Origin of the sequence: Castellaniella denitrificans (assembly GCF_027214045.1) — a bacterium.
GTDB lineage: Bacteria > Pseudomonadota > Gammaproteobacteria > Burkholderiales > Burkholderiaceae_B > Castellaniella > Castellaniella denitrificans_A.
In genome coordinates this window covers 338,007-352,792 of the sequence record NZ_JAPWHE010000001.1, presented here as the reverse complement: position 1 = coordinate 352,792, position 14,786 = coordinate 338,007, and the positions used below count along the sequence as shown (strand labels likewise).

Sequence of the window (14,786 nt, the reverse complement as noted above, 5' to 3'; positions counted from 1 at the left end):
CATAGGACACACACACGATGGCCACTCGCAAGAAAGGACTCGGACGCGGACTGGATGCCCTGCTGGGCGCGGATAATGGCGCGCTGGACGCGGTGGGGCGCCAAAAAGAAGATTCCCCCAGCCAGCTTCCGGTCGGCGCGCTGCGCGCGGGGCGCTACCAGCCGCGCACCCGCATGGACGAAGGCGCGCTGAACGACCTGGCCGAGTCCATCCGCGCCCAGGGCATCATGCAGCCCATCCTGGTGCGGCCCCTGGAGGACGAACCCGGCCAGTACGAAATCATCGCCGGCGAACGGCGTTTCCGTGCCGCGCGGATCGCCGGTCTGGACGTGGTTCCCGTGCTGGTGCGCCGCGTGGCGGACGAGAATGCGGCCGCCATGGCGCTGATCGAAAACATCCAGCGGGAAGACCTCAATCCGCTGGAAGAAGCCCATGGTGTGCGCCGTCTGCTGGACGAGTTCGGTCTGACCCACGAACAGGCGGCCACCGCCATCGGCCGATCACGCTCGGCCACCACCAATTTGCTGCGCCTGTTGAATCTGGCCGAACCTGTGCAGACCATGCTGCTGGCCGGCGATATCGACATGGGACACGCCCGGGCGCTGCTGGCCACCGACGCCGCGCAGCAGATTCTCCTCGCCAACGAAGTCATCGCCCGCCGCTTGTCTGTGCGCGAGACCGAAAAACGCGTCGCACGCGCGTTGCGCGAAGCAGACGAACCGCTGGCCACACCGGCCGGCCGGGCGGCCCGGGGAACGGCCAGCGCCCGTTCCGGCGATCTCGACCGGCTGGAAAAAGCCCTGTCCGATCATCTGGCCACTCAAGTGAAGATCCGCACGGGCGCCCGCAAGGGCGGACAACTGGTGATCGAATTTTCCGACTGGGAACACCTGGACGCCTTGCTGGAACGCCAGGGGTTGGGGGCGGTCCTGGCCGATCGCGACGCGGTCGCTTGACATCGGCCCTGAATATCTCCATAATTCGAAATTCGCTTCGGTGGGGTGCCCGAGTGGTTAAAGGGGGCAGACTGTAAATCTGTTGGCCTTGCGCCTACGTTGGTTCGAATCCAACCCCCACCACCATGCGAACGATATCCTGTGCCGATACGCCTGGATGTCGCAGGGATCCGAATCGCGGGTGTAGCTCAATGGTAGAGCAGAAGCCTTCCAAGCTTACGACGAGGGTTCGATTCCCTTCACCCGCTCCAGCGGGTCCGGTTCGACGGATGTCGAAATGAATACCGCCCATGTGGCTCAGTGGTAGAGCACTCCCTTGGTAAGGGAGAGGTCATGCGTTCGATCCGCATCATGGGCACCACAACATCTTGGATCATTCCATAGTCAGGAGTCAGCCATGGCAAAAGGCAAGTTTGAACGGACCAAACCGCACGTGAACGTGGGTACGATCGGCCACGTTGACCACGGCAAGACGACGCTGACGGCGGCGATCACGACGGTGCTGGCCAAGGCTGGCGGCGGCGAAGCGAAGGGCTACGACCAGATCGACAACGCGCCGGAAGAAAAGGCGCGCGGGATCACGATCAACACCTCGCACGTGGAATACGAGACGGCCAACCGTCACTACGCGCACGTGGACTGCCCGGGTCACGCGGACTATGTGAAGAACATGATCACGGGTGCGGCGCAGATGGACGGCGCGATCCTGGTGGTGTCGGCCGCCGACGGCCCGATGCCGCAGACGCGCGAGCACATTCTGTTGGCTCGCCAGGTGGGCGTGCCCTACATCATCGTGTTCCTGAACAAGTGCGACATGGTCGACGACGAGGAACTGCTGGAACTGGTCGAGATGGAAGTGCGTGAGCTTCTGTCGAAGTACGACTTCCCGGGCGACGACACGCCGATCGTGAAGGGTTCGGCCAAGCTGGCGCTGGAAGGCGACGAGGGTCCGCTGGGCTCGCAGGCGATCATGCAACTGGCCGAGGCGCTGGACAGCTACATCCCGACGCCGGAGCGCGCGGTCGACGGCACGTTCCTGATGCCTGTGGAAGACGTGTTCTCGATCTCGGGTCGCGGCACGGTGGTGACCGGCCGTATCGAGCGCGGGATCGTCAAGGTCGGTGAGGAAATCGAGATCGTGGGCATCCACGACACGGCCAAGACGACGTGCACGGGCGTTGAAATGTTCCGCAAGCTGCTGGACCAGGGTCAGGCGGGCGACAACGTGGGCATTCTGCTGCGCGGCACCAAGCGCGAGGAAGTCGAGCGCGGCCAGGTGCTGGCCAAGCCCGGCTCGATCCACCCGCACACGAACTTCACGGCCGAGGTGTACATTCTGTCCAAGGAAGAAGGCGGTCGTCACACGCCGTTCTTCAAGGGCTACCGTCCGCAGTTCTACTTCCGCACGACGGACGTGACCGGGACGATCGAACTGCCGGCCGACAAGGAAATGGTGCTGCCGGGCGACAACGTGTCGATGACGGTGAACCTGATCGCGCCGATCGCCATGGAAGAAGGCCTGCGTTTCGCCATCCGTGAAGGCGGCCGTACCGTGGGCGCCGGCGTCGTCGCCAAAATCATCAAGTAATTCTGTAGTACAATGGTGGGCTGGCCAGGCCGCTCACCGATAGTTTGTCAAAAACGGGGGTGCGGAAGCGCCACCGTTTTTCGAGGTTTAGGGGTATAGCTCAATTGGCAGAGCGTCGGTCTCCAAAACCGAAGGTTGAGGGTTCGATTCCTTCTGCCCCTGCCACCGATCTCATTGCCGCAGCAGCGGCGTCCATCGCCCGTATATGTCTCACCAGAACGTAGAAACCGTCAGCCGTGCCGCCGAACGCATCAAGCTCGGCCTGGCCGTGCTCGTGATCGTTGCGGGTATCGTGGCGTATTCGGTCCTTGTCGACCAGCCCGGCTATGTGCGTGTAGGCGCTTTTGTCGCGGGTCTGGTCGTGGCCGCGATCATTGTCTGGTTCAGCGACACCGGCCGGCGCACCTTTGCCTTCGGTCGCGAATCGTACAACGAGACGCGCCGCGTCGTCTGGCCCACGCGCCAGGAAACCACGCGCATGACCGCGATCGTGTTCGCCTTCGTTCTGGCCATGGGCGCTCTGCTGTGGATCGCCGACAAGCTGCTGGGCTGGATCATCTACGGCCTGCTGCTGGGCTGGAACTAAGGAACGAAAACCGCATGAGCAAGCGCTGGTACGTCGTCCATGTCTATTCGGGCATGGAAAAAAGCGTCCACAAGGCCCTGGTAGAACGCATCGAGCGCGCCGGCCTGCAGGACGCGTTCGGCCGCATTCTCGTGCCCTCCGAGGAAGTCGTCGAAATCAAGGACGGCCGCAAGTCGATTTCCGAACGCCGCATCTTCCCGGGCTACGTCCTGGTCGAAATGGATCTCACCGACGAAAGCTGGCACCTGGTCAAGAGCACCAATCGTGTCACCGGCTTTCTGGGTGGTTCCGGCAATCGTCCCGCCCCCATCTCCGAAAAGGAAGTCGAAAAGATCCTTTCCCAGATGGAAGAAGGCGTCGAAAAGCCTCGTCCCAAGGTCCTCTTCGAAATCGGCGAGACCGTTCGCGTCAAGGAAGGTCCGTTCGCAGACTTCAACGGCAGCGTCGAGGAAGTCAACTACGAGAAAAGCAAAGTCCGCGTGTCGGTCACGATCTTCGGTCGTGCCACGCCGGTCGAGCTGGATTTCAGTCAGGTCGAAAAGGTCTGATTTTTACCGCCAGGCCGCTCTCAGGCGAGGCCTCCGTTTTCGGGGCATCGATCAGAAGACGCGGCGTGGGGGATTCTTAACCCGGGGAGCCGGTCTCATCGAAGGCCGGCGCACGTACCCGACAGGAGCATCGCATGGCGAAGAAAATCGTCGGCTTCATCAAGCTGCAAGTGCCAGCTGGTAAGGCCAATCCCTCTCCCCCGATCGGTCCGGCGCTGGGTCAGCGCGGTCTGAACATCATGGAATTCTGCAAGGCGTTCAACGCCAAGACCCAGGGCCTGGAGCCCGGTCTGCCGATTCCCGTGGTGATCACCGCCTTCGCCGACAAGAGCTTCACGTTCATCATGAAGACTCCGCCGGCCACGATCCTGATCAAGAAGGCCGCGAACGTCCAGAAAGGTTCCGCGACGCCGAATTCGGCCAAGGTCGGCACGCTCACGCGCGCCCAGGCCGAGGAAATCGCCAAGACCAAGCAGCCCGACCTGACGGCGGCCGATCTGGACGCCGCCGTGCGTACCATCGCCGGCAGCGCCCGCAGCATGGGCATCGATGTGGAAGGAGTCGTCTGATCATGGCCAAGCTGAGCAAACGCGTTGCCGCCATCGCGGCCAAAATCGATCGCACCAAGCTGTATCCCGTGGCCGAAGCCATCGCGCTGGTCAAGGAAACCGCCACGGCCAAGTTCGATGAATCCATCGATGTCGCCGTGCAGCTGGGCATCGACCCCAAGAAATCCGACCAACTGGTCCGCGGTTCCGTGGTGCTGCCCGCCGGCACCGGCAAGACCATGCGCGTCGCGGTCTTCGCCCAAGGCGAAAAAGCCGAGGCCGCCAAGGCCGCCGGCGCGGACATCGTCGGCCTGGACGATCTGGCCGCCAGCATCAAGGCCGGCAACATCGATTTCGACGTAGTGATCGCCTCGCCCGATACGATGCGTGTCGTCGGTGCCCTGGGCCAGGTCCTGGGTCCCCGTGGCCTGATGCCGAACCCCAAGGTCGGCACCGTCACGCCCGACGTCGCCACCGCCGTCAAGAACGCCAAGGCCGGTCAGGTGCAGTACCGCACCGACAAGGCGGGGATCATCCACGCCACCATCGGCCGCGCGTCCTTCGACGTCGAGAAACTGCAGATCAATCTGGCCGCGCTGATCGACGCCCTGAACAAGGCCCGCCCCGCGGCGGCCAAGGGCATCTATCTCCGCAAGGTCGCCGTGTCCTCCACCATGGGTGGCGGCGCGCGCGTCGAATTGGCATCGCTGGCCGCCTGAGGCCAGCCAACAAGAACTTTGGGCTGCGCCCGTTCCTCGGACCGGGCGCCGCTGTCAAAGACCGCTGGAGCCGATCGCCCCTGGCGTGACGCTTAATCCCGGGCCGTATCGCCGGATCCAGCGTAGACGGCGCCCAGGAAGAATTCATTCATGAACTCGACCAGGCGCGCCGCATTCGGTTGATGCCGGGGGTTTCCCCGGCGTCGTTAGATGGAGTGTTCAACCATGAGTCTCAATCGCCAAGAAAAGGCGGTGGTCATCGAGGAAGTCTCGGCCGAAGTCGGTCGCGCCCAATCGATCATCGTCGCCGAGTACCGTGGTCTGGACGTCGCCTCCGTAACCGTATTGCGCAAGACTGCGCGTGAATCGGGCGTGTACCTGCGCGTGTTGAAAAACACGCTGGTGCGCCGCGCGCTGGCCGGCACCCCCTTCGAGGGTCTGTCCGCTCAGCTCACCGGTCCGTTGATCTATGGGATCAGCGCCGACCCGGTGGCGGCCGCCAAGGTCCTGTCCGATTTCGCGAAAAGCAATGACAAGCTGGTCATCACAGGCGGGGCCCTGCCCAACAGCCTGCTGAGCCAGGATGGCGTCAAGGCCCTGGCCACCATGCCGTCCCGCGAGGAATTGCTGTCGAAGCTGCTGGGCACCATGCAGGCGCCCATCGCTCAGTTTGTGCGTACGCTCAACGAAGTGCCCACGAAGTTCGTGCGCGGCCTGGCGGCCGTCCGCGACCAGAAGCAGGCCGCGTAAGCGGTCCGCCGGCATCCCTTCGTTGCTGGAAGCGACAACCAAACCTGGCTTATTCAATTATCTGGAGTTCTAAAAATGGCAACTAAAGCTGAAATCCTGGACGCGATCGCCGCCATGAGCGTGCTCGAACTGTCCGAGCTGATCAAGGAAATGGAAGAGAAGTTCGGCGTGTCCGCCGCTGCGGCCGCTGTCGCCGTGGCCGCCGCCCCGGCCGCCGGTGGCGCTGCCGCCGCCGCTGAAGAGCAGACCGAGTTCACGGTCGTCCTGGCCGAAGTCGGCGCCAACAAGGTCAACGTCATCAAGGCCGTGCGCGAAATCACCGGCCTGGGCCTGAAGGAAGCCAAGGACCTGGTCGACGGCGCGCCGAAGCCCGTCAAGGAAGGCGCGGACAAGGCCACGGCCGAAGACGCGAAGAAGAAGCTGGAAGAAGCCGGCGCCAAGGTCGAACTCAAGTAAGACCGCGTCGCCGCGCCCGGGAAGCCCGGGGAAGCGTCGGACCCCTGTTTCAGGCCCGTTCGGCGCTTTCCAAAGCCTCCCGGGCTTTTGCGTTTCCAGAAAACCCGCGTTCGATGCCCTGCCGCGTCACGCAGAGCCGGGTTTTCCGGAGTCGTAAACCATGGCCGTGGTTGACGGCCTAAGCAACCCTCGAGTCGGAGTGCTCATGCCTTATTCGTACACCGAAAAGAAGCGCATACGCAAAAGCTTCGCCAAGCGCGAGGACGTCCAGGACGTCCCTTATCTGCTGGCGACGCAACTGCAATCGTTCAAGACCTTCCTGCAGTCGGACGTTTCCCCGTCCAAGCGCAAGGAAGAAGGACTGCAGGCGGCCTTCAATTCGATATTCCCGATCGTCAGCCACAATCAGATGGCGCGGTTGGAGTTCGTCAGCTACGTGCTGGGCACCCCCGTGTTCGACGTCAAGGAATGCCAGCAGCGCGGCCTGACCTATGCGTCGCCGCTGCGCGCCAAGGTGCGCCTGGTGCTGATGGACCGCGAGGTCAGCAAGCCCACCGTCAAGGAAGTCAAGGAACAGGAAGTCTACATGGGCGAAATTCCGCTCATGACGGATACCGGTTCCTTCGTCATCAATGGCACCGAGCGGGTCATCGTGTCCCAGCTGCACCGCTCGCCCGGCGTGTTCTTCGAACATGACCGCGGCAAGACCCACAGTTCGGGCAAGCTGCTGTTCTCCGCGCGCGTGATTCCCTACCGCGGCTCGTGGCTGGACTTCGAGTTCGACCCCAAGGACATCCTGTTCTTCCGCATCGACCGTCGCCGCAAGATGGCGGTGACGATCCTGCTGAAGGCTATCGGCATGACGCCGGAGGCCATTCTGGCCTATTTCTCCAGCTTCGACCACATCGCCCTCCACCAGGAAGGCGGCATGCTCGAATTCGTGCCCGAGCGCTGGAAAGGCGAGGTCGCGCGCTTCGACATCACCGACAAGAAAGGCAATGTGATTGTCGAAAAGGACAAGCGCATCAATGCCAAGCACCTGCGCGACCTGACCGCCGCCAAGGTCGATCACATTTCCGTGCCCGAGGACTTCCTGCTGGGCCGCGTCCTGGCCAAGAACGTCGTCAGCCCGGATACCGGCGAAGTCCTGGCGCAGGCCAACGACGAGATCACCGAATCTCTGCTGGCGGAATTCCGCGCGGCCGGCATCCGTGACATCGAGACGCTCTACATCAACGAGCTGAACGAAGGCGCCTACATCTCGCAGACCCTGCGCACCGACGACACCGCGGACCAGATGGCCGCGCGCGTGGCCATCTACCGCATGATGCGCCCCGGCGAACCGCCCACCGAGGAAGCCGTCGAGGCCCTGTTCCAGCGCCTGTTCTATTCCGAGGAAACCTACGACCTGTCGCGCGTCGGCCGGATGAAGGTCAACAGCCGCCTGGGCCGGGATGCCGGCAACACCGGTCCGCTGACCCTGACCAACGAGGACATCCTCGACACCATCAAGCTGCTGGTCGAATTGCGCAACGGCCGCGGCCAGATCGACGACATCGATCACCTGGGCAACCGCCGTGTGCGCTGCGTGGGCGAACTGGCCGAAAACCAGTTCCGCGCCGGCCTGGTGCGCGTCGAACGCGCCGTCAAGGAACGCCTGGGCCAGGCCGAAACCGAAAACCTGATGCCGCACGACCTGATCAATTCCAAGCCGATCTCGGCCGCGATCAAGGAATTCTTCGGTTCGAGCCAGTTGTCCCAGTTCATGGACCAGACCAACCCGCTGTCGGAAATCACCCACAAGCGGCGCGTGTCCGCTCTGGGACCGGGCGGCCTGACGCGCGAGCGCGCCGGTTTCGAGGTCCGCGACGTGCACCCGACCCACTACGGCCGCGTGTGCCCGATCGAAACCCCGGAAGGTCCGAACATCGGCCTGATCAATTCCCTGGCTCTGTACGCGCGCCTGAACGAGTACGGTTTCCTGGAAACGCCCTACCGAAAGATCATCGACGGCAAGGTCTCCGATCAGATCGAATATCTGTCGGCCATCGAGGAAAGCAAGTACGTCATCGCCCAGGCCAATGCGGTGCTCGACGCGGAAGGCCGCTTCACCGATGACCTGGTCGCCTGCCGCGAGGCCGGCGAGACCATGCTGACGGCCCCGGCCAACGTGCACTACATGGACGTCGCGCCGTCGCAGATCGTGTCGGTCGCCGCCTCGCTGATCCCCTTCCTGGAACACGACGACGCCAACCGGGCCCTGATGGGCGCGAACATGCAGCGCCAGGCCGTGCCCTGCCTGCGGCCTGAAAAGCCGCTGGTCGGCACCGGCATCGAGCGCACCGTCGCGGTGGACTCGGGCACGACCGTGCAGGCCGTGCGCGGCGGGGTCGTGGACTTCATCGACGCCGAGCGCGTCGTGATCCGCGTGAACGACGACGAGAACGTCGCCGGCGAAGTCGGCGTGGACATCTACAACCTGAAGAAATACACCCGCTCCAACCAGAACACCAACATCAACCAGCGGCCCATCGTGTCGCGCGGTGACCTGGTGGCGCGCGGCGACGTGCTGGCCGACGGCGCTTCCAGCGACCTGGGCGAACTCGCCCTGGGGCAGAACATGCTGATCGCGTTCATGCCCTGGAACGGCTACAACTTCGAGGACTCGGTGCTGATTTCCGAGCGTGTCGTCGCGGACGACCGCTACACGTCGATCCACATCGAAGAGCTGACCGTGGTTGCCCGCGACACCAAGCTCGGACCCGAGGAAATCACGCGCGACATCTCCAACCTGGCCGAAGTCCAGCTCAATCGCCTGGACGATTCCGGGATCGTGCACATCGGCGCCGAAGTGCGCGCCGACGACGTGCTGGTCGGCAAGGTCACGCCCAAGGGCGAGACCCAGCTCACGCCGGAAGAAAAGCTGCTGCGCGCGATCTTCGGCGAGAAGGCCTCCGACGTGAAGGACACTTCGCTGCGCGTGCCCTCCGGCATGGTCGGCACCGTCATCGACGTGCAGGTCTTCACCCGCGAGGGCATCGAGCGCGACAAGCGCGCCCAGTCCATCATCGACGATGAACTGCGTCGCTATCGCCAGGACCTGAACGACCAGTTGCGCATCGTCGAGAACGACGCGTTCGACCGTCTGCGCAAGAACCTGATCGGCAAGACCGCCAACGGCGGCCCGCGCAAGCTGGCCAAGAACACCGCACTGACGGCCGAATACCTGGACGACCTGGACCGCTGGCAGTGGTTCGACATCCGCCTGGCCGACGAAGAAGGCGCCGTCGCCCTGGAGCAGGTCAAGGACGCCCTTGAGCAGAAACGCCACCAGTTCGACCTGGCCTTCGAGGAAAAGCGCAAGAAGCTCACCCAGGGCGACGAGCTGCCCCCGGGCGTGCTGAAGATGATCAAGGTCTACCTGGCCGTCAAGCGCCGCCTGCAGCCGGGCGACAAGATGGCCGGCCGCCACGGCAACAAGGGCGTGGTCTCGCGCATCACGCCGGTCGAGGACATGCCGCACATGGCCGACGGCACGCCCGTGGACATCGTGCTCAATCCGCTGGGCGTGCCCTCGCGGATGAACATCGGCCAGGTGCTGGAAGTCCACCTGGGCTGGGCGGCCAAGGGGCTGGGCCAGCGCGTTGCCGACATGCTCGAAGACGAGCGCGGCGTGCAGATCAAGGCCGTGCGCAAGACGCTGGAAACCATCTACAACGCCTGCGGCGGTTCGGTGAAGCTCGAGCAGTTGAGCGACGACGAGGTGTTGACGCTGGCCCGCAATCTGCGCGGCGGTGTGCCCCTGGCCACGCCGGTGTTCGACGGCGCCGCCGAGGAAGACATCACCCGCATGCTGGAAATCGCCTACCCGGACGAGGTCGCCGAGCGCCTGAAGCTCACCAGCGGCCGCACCCAGGCCTGGCTGACCGACGGCCGCACCGGCGAGCAGTTCGAGCGCCCCGTGACCGTGGGCTACATGCACTTCCTGAAGCTGCACCACCTGGTGGACGACAAGATGCACGCGCGCTCCACCGGTCCGTACTCCCTGGTCACCCAGCAGCCGCTGGGCGGCAAGGCCCAGTTCGGCGGCCAGCGTTTCGGGGAAATGGAAGTCTGGGCCCTGGAAGCCTATGGCGCCTCCTACACCCTGCAGGAAATGCTGACGGTGAAGTCCGACGACATCACCGGCCGGACCAAGGTCTACGAGAACATCGTCAAGGGTGATCACGTGATCGACGCGGGCATGCCCGAATCGTTCAACGTGCTGGTCAAGGAAATTCGATCCCTGTCCCTGGACATGGATCTGGAGCGTAAATAATGAAAGCGCTACTCGATCTCTTCAAGCAAGTCTCCCAGGACGAGCAATTCGACGCCATCAAGATCGGCATCGCATCGCCGGAAAAGATCCGTTCGTGGTCCTTCGGCGAAGTCCGCAAGCCCGAGACCATCAACTACCGCACCTTCAAGCCCGAGCGTGACGGCCTGTTCTGCGCCAAGATCTTCGGCCCGATCAAGGACTACGAGTGCCTGTGCGGCAAGTACAAGCGCCTGAAGCACCGTGGCGTGATCTGCGAAAAATGCGGCGTCGAGGTCACGGTGGCCAAGGTTCGCCGCGAGCGCATGGGCCACATCGAGCTGGCCAGCCCGGTGGCGCACATCTGGTTCCTGAAGTCCCTGCCCTCGCGCCTGGGCATGGTGCTCGACATGACGCTGCGCGACATCGAGCGCGTCCTCTATTTCGAGGCCTGGTGCGTGATCGAGCCGGGCATGACGCCGCTCAAGCGCGGCCAGATCATGTCCGACGACGACTATCTGGCCAAGACCGAGGAATACGGCGACGACTTCCACGCCCTCATGGGCGCCGAGGCCGTGCGTGAACTGCTGCGCAACATCGACATCGATACCGAGGTCGAGAAACTGCGCGCGGAACTCAAGGCCACCGGCTCGGACGCCAAGATCAAGAAGATCTCCAAGCGCCTGAAGGTGCTCGAAGGCTTCCAGAAGTCCGGCATCAAGCCCGACTGGATGATCATGGAAGTGCTGCCGGTGCTGCCGCCGGACCTGCGTCCGCTGGTGCCGCTGGACGGCGGTCGCTTCGCCACGTCCGACCTGAACGACCTGTACCGCCGCGTCATCAACCGCAACAACCGCCTCAAGCGTCTGCTGGAACTGAAGGCGCCGGACATCATCCTGCGCAACGAAAAGCGCATGCTGCAGGAAGCCGTCGATTCGCTGCTGGACAACGGCCGCCGCGGCAAGGCCATGACCGGCGCCAACAAGCGCCAGCTCAAGTCCCTGGCCGACATGATCAAGGGCAAGAGCGGCCGCTTCCGCCAGAACCTGCTGGGCAAGCGCGTCGACTACTCCGGCCGTTCCGTGATCGTGGTGGGCCCGCAACTGCGCCTGCACCAGTGCGGCCTGCCCAAGCTGATGGCGCTGGAACTGTTCAAGCCCTTCATCTTCAACCGCCTGGAAATGATGGGTCTCGCGACCACCATCAAGGCGGCCAAGAAGCTGGTCGAAAGCCAGGAGCCGGTGGTCTGGGACATCCTGGAAGAGGTCATCCGCGAACATCCGGTGATGCTCAACCGCGCGCCCACGCTGCACCGTCTGGGCATCCAGGCCTTCGAGCCGCAACTGATCGAAGGCAAGGCCATCCAGCTGCACCCGCTGGTCTGCGCGGCCTTCAACGCCGACTTCGACGGCGACCAGATGGCCGTGCACGTGCCCCTGTCGCTCGAAGCCCAGCTCGAAGCCCGCACCCTGATGCTGGCCTCCAACAACGTCCTGTTCCCGGCCAATGGCGAGCCCGCCATCGTGCCGTCCCAGGACATCGTGCTGGGCCTGTACTACGCCACGCGCGAACGCGTCAACGGCAAGGGAGAAGGCATGTTCCTGGCCGATCTGGCCGAGGTCCAGCGCGCCTACGACAACCATGAAGTCGAGCTGCAGACGCGCATCACGACCCGTCTGCCGGAATACGTCAAGGACGAGAACGGCGAATGGAAGGCCGTCGTCGGCCGCTTCCAGACCACCGTGGGCCGCGCCCTGCTGTCCGAGATCCTGCCCCAGGGCCTGCCGTTCTCCGTGCTGAACAAGGCACTGAAGAAAAAGGAAATCTCGCGCCTGATCAACATGTCCTACCGTCGCTGCGGCCTGCGCGCCACGGTGATTTTCGCCGACAAGCTGATGCAGTCGGGCTTCCGCCTGGCCACGCGCGGCGGCGTATCGATCGCCATGGGCGACATGGTCGTGCCCGACGTCAAGAACGAAATCCTGGCCCAGGCCTCGAAAGAGGTCAAGGAAATCGACAAGCAGTATTCCTCCGGTCTGGTCACGTCCCAGGAACGCTACAACAACGTGGTGGACATCTGGGGCAAGGCCGGCGACCGCGTCGGCAAGGCCATGATGGAACAGCTCTCGACCGAGCCGGTCATCGATCGCCATGGCAAGGATACCCGCCAGGAATCGTTCAACTCCATCTACATGATGGCCGACTCCGGCGCACGGGGCTCCGCCGCCCAGATCCGCCAGTTGGCGGGGATGCGCGGCCTGATGGCCAAGCCCGACGGCTCCATCATCGAGACCCCCATCACGGCGAACTTCCGTGAAGGCCTGAACGTACTGCAGTACTTCATTTCGACGCACGGCGCGCGCAAGGGCCTGGCCGACACCGCCCTGAAGACCGCCAACTCGGGCTACCTGACCCGGCGTCTGGTGGACGTGACCCAGGATCTGGTGATCACCGAGGACGATTGCGGCACTTCCCACGGCTATGTGATGAAGGCCCTGGTCGAGGGCGGCGAGGTCATCGAACCGCTGCGCGATCGTGTGCTGGGTCGCGTGGCCGCCGCGGACATCGTCAACCCCGACACCCAGGAAACCTTGATTCCGGCCGGCACGCTGCTGGACGAGAATCTGGTCGAACTGCTGGACGAAGTGGGCGTGGACGAGGTCAAGATCCGCACCCCGCTCACCTGCGAAACCCGCCACGGCCTGTGCGCGCACTGCTATGGCCGCGACCTGGGCCGCGGCTATCTGGTCAGCAAGGGCGAGGCTGTCGGCGTCATCGCGGCGCAGTCCATCGGCGAACCCGGCACGCAGCTCACGATGCGGACCTTCCACATCGGCGGCGCCGCCTCGCGTTCGGCCATGGCCAGCTCGATCGAGACCAAGTCCGCCGGCACGGTGGGCTTCGCCATCGGCCTGCGCTACCTGACCAACGCCAAGGGCGACCGGATCGCCGTGTCCCGCTCCGGCGAGATCGTCATCTATGACGACAACCGCCGCGAACGCGAACGCCACAAGGTGCCGTACGGCGCCACCATCGCCGTGGGCGACGGCGACTCGGTCAAGGCCGGCGCCAAGCTGGCCACCTGGGATCCGCTGACGCGCCCCATCGTGTCCGAATACAGCGGCACGATCCGTTTCGCCAACATCGAGGAAGGCGTCACGGTGGCCCGCCAGGTGGACGAGATCACCGGCCTGTCCACGCTGGTCGTGATCACGCCCAAGACGCGCGGCACCAAGGGCGCCGCCGCCCGCCCGCAGATCCTGCTGCTCGACGAGCAGGGCCAGGAAATCAAGGTGGCCGGCACCGACCACGCGGTGGCGATCTCGCTGCCCGTGGGCGCGCTGATCACCGTGCGCGACGGCCAGCCTGTGGGGGTGGGCGATTTCCTCGCCCGGATCCCGCAGGAATCCCAGAAGACCCGCGACATCACGGGCGGTCTGCCGCGCGTGGCCGAACTGTTCGAGGCCCGTTCGCCCAAGGACGCCGGCATGCTGGCCGAAGTCACCGGCACGGTCTCCTTCGGCAAGGACACCAAGGGCAAGCAGCGTCTGGTCATCACCGACATGGACGGCGTCAGCCACGAATTCCTGATCTCCAAGGAAAAGCAGGTGCTGGTGCACGACGGCCAGGTGGTCAACAAGGGCGAACTGATCGTCGACGGTCCGGCCGATCCGCACGACATCCTGCGCCTGCAGGGCATCGAGCCGCTGGCTTCCTACATCGTCAACGAGGTCCAGGACGTCTACCGTCTGCAGGGCGTGAAGATCAACGACAAGCACATCGAAGTGATCGTGCGCCAGATGCTGCGCCGTGTGAACATCAGCAACTCCGGCGACACCAGCTTCATCACCGGCGAGCAGGTGGAACGTTCCGAACTGCTGAACGAGAACGACCGCATGGATGCCGAGGGCAAGATCCCGGCCACGTACGACAACGTGCTGCTGGGTATCACCAAGGCCTCCCTGTCGACGGATTCGTTCATCTCGGCGGCGTCCTTCCAGGAAACCACCCGCGTGCTCACCGAGGCTGCCATCATGGGCAAACGCGACGAGCTGCGCGGCCTGAAGGAAAACGTCATCGTGGGCCGCCTGATCCCGGCCGGGACGGGCATGTCCTATCACATCGCCCGCCACGACAAGGAGATCTTCGAGGCGGCCGAGCGCGCCGCGGCCCGCGAACTGGCCAATCCGTTCGGGGAACCTTCGGAAATGGCCCACGTGGGCTCGGACGAAGTCGATCCGGATGCCGCCGGTGCGGCCGACGGCGAAGGCCCGACCGAGGAATGATCGCGGCGGCGGGCGGCCTGGCCGCCCGCTCGCGGCATGCCTTTCCGGATTCCGC

At 64.2% G+C, this 14,786-nt stretch carries 10 protein-coding genes and 4 tRNA genes; all 14 read left to right on the top strand.

The window, feature by feature from the left end; translation table 11 throughout:
* The first annotated feature begins 17 nt into the window (after positions 1-17).
* The 14 genes from O4H32_RS01805 (at position 18) to rpoC (ending at position 14,731) form a co-directional block, all read left to right on the top strand.
* On the top strand, positions 18-956 hold the full coding sequence (locus O4H32_RS01805) for a ParB/RepB/Spo0J family partition protein (RefSeq protein WP_269356130.1): 939 nt from the start codon (positions 18-20) through the stop codon (positions 954-956).
* A 39-nt stretch (positions 957-995) separates the two neighbouring features.
* Positions 996-1,082: transfer RNA gene (locus O4H32_RS01800), tRNA-Tyr, on the top strand.
* A gap of 51 nt (positions 1,083-1,133) precedes the next feature.
* Positions 1,134-1,207, top strand: a tRNA-Gly gene (locus O4H32_RS01795).
* Positions 1,208-1,242: 35 nt separating this feature from the next.
* Positions 1,243-1,317, top strand: a tRNA-Thr gene (locus tag O4H32_RS01790).
* 36 nt (positions 1,318-1,353) lie between these two features.
* Entirely contained in the window at positions 1,354-2,544 is a 1,191-nt protein-coding gene (gene tuf, locus O4H32_RS01785) for an elongation factor Tu (protein WP_269356102.1), read from the top strand.
* An 89-nt stretch (positions 2,545-2,633) separates the two neighbouring features.
* Positions 2,634-2,709 (top strand) — tRNA-Trp (locus O4H32_RS01780).
* Positions 2,710-2,749: 40 nt separating this feature from the next.
* On the top strand, positions 2,750-3,130 hold the full coding sequence (gene secE, locus O4H32_RS01775) for a preprotein translocase subunit SecE (protein ID WP_269356129.1): 381 nt from the start codon (positions 2,750-2,752) through the stop codon (positions 3,128-3,130).
* Positions 3,131-3,144: 14 nt separating this feature from the next.
* The gene (gene nusG, locus O4H32_RS01770; protein ID WP_269356128.1) at positions 3,145-3,678 is read left to right on the top strand and encodes a transcription termination/antitermination protein NusG; all 534 of its coding nucleotides are present in this window, start codon (positions 3,145-3,147) and stop codon (positions 3,676-3,678) included.
* 134 nt (positions 3,679-3,812) lie between these two features.
* Positions 3,813-4,247 (top strand): 50S ribosomal protein L11, encoded by a 435-nt coding sequence (rplK, locus tag O4H32_RS01765; RefSeq protein WP_269356126.1) that lies wholly within the window; start codon positions 3,813-3,815, stop codon positions 4,245-4,247.
* A gap of 2 nt (positions 4,248-4,249) precedes the next feature.
* Positions 4,250-4,945, top strand: a complete 696-nt coding sequence (rplA, locus tag O4H32_RS01760; protein WP_269356124.1) for a 50S ribosomal protein L1 — start codon at positions 4,250-4,252, stop codon at positions 4,943-4,945.
* A gap of 225 nt (positions 4,946-5,170) precedes the next feature.
* Entirely contained in the window at positions 5,171-5,695 is a 525-nt protein-coding gene (gene rplJ, locus O4H32_RS01755) for a 50S ribosomal protein L10 (RefSeq protein ID WP_269356122.1), read from the top strand.
* 75 nt (positions 5,696-5,770) lie between these two features.
* Entirely contained in the window at positions 5,771-6,151 is a 381-nt protein-coding gene (gene rplL / locus O4H32_RS01750; RefSeq protein WP_269356120.1) for a 50S ribosomal protein L7/L12, read from the top strand.
* Between the two features lie 205 nt (positions 6,152-6,356).
* Positions 6,357-10,469 (top strand): DNA-directed RNA polymerase subunit beta, encoded by a 4,113-nt coding sequence (rpoB, locus tag O4H32_RS01745; protein ID WP_269356118.1) that lies wholly within the window; start codon positions 6,357-6,359, stop codon positions 10,467-10,469.
* Complete coding sequence (gene rpoC / locus O4H32_RS01740) at positions 10,469-14,731, top strand: DNA-directed RNA polymerase subunit beta' (protein WP_269356116.1); 4,263 nt, start codon at positions 10,469-10,471, stop codon at positions 14,729-14,731. The genes rpoB and rpoC overlap by 1 nt, the downstream gene beginning before the upstream one ends.
* Positions 14,732-14,786: the final 55 nt, after the last annotated feature.

Bases quoted from the DNA above. Each gene is read 5' to 3' on its own strand.
- tuf (WP_269356102.1), top strand. From the start codon at position 1,354: ATGGCAAAAGGCAAGTTTGAACGGACCAAACCGCACGTGAACGTGGGT.
- O4H32_RS01805 (WP_269356130.1), top strand. From the start codon at position 18: ATGGCCACTCGCAAGAAAGGACTCGGACGCGGACTGGATGCCCTGCTG.
- rpoC (WP_269356116.1), top strand. From the start codon at position 10,469: ATGAAAGCGCTACTCGATCTCTTCAAGCAAGTCTCCCAGGACGAGCAA.
- rplJ (WP_269356122.1), top strand. From the start codon at position 5,171: ATGAGTCTCAATCGCCAAGAAAAGGCGGTGGTCATCGAGGAAGTCTCG.
- rplK (WP_269356126.1), top strand. From the start codon at position 3,813: ATGGCGAAGAAAATCGTCGGCTTCATCAAGCTGCAAGTGCCAGCTGGT.
- rplL (WP_269356120.1), top strand. From the start codon at position 5,771: ATGGCAACTAAAGCTGAAATCCTGGACGCGATCGCCGCCATGAGCGTG.
- secE (WP_269356129.1), top strand. From the start codon at position 2,750: ATGTCTCACCAGAACGTAGAAACCGTCAGCCGTGCCGCCGAACGCATC.
- rplA (WP_269356124.1), top strand. From the start codon at position 4,250: ATGGCCAAGCTGAGCAAACGCGTTGCCGCCATCGCGGCCAAAATCGAT.
- rpoB (WP_269356118.1), top strand. From the start codon at position 6,357: ATGCCTTATTCGTACACCGAAAAGAAGCGCATACGCAAAAGCTTCGCC.
- nusG (WP_269356128.1), top strand. From the start codon at position 3,145: ATGAGCAAGCGCTGGTACGTCGTCCATGTCTATTCGGGCATGGAAAAA.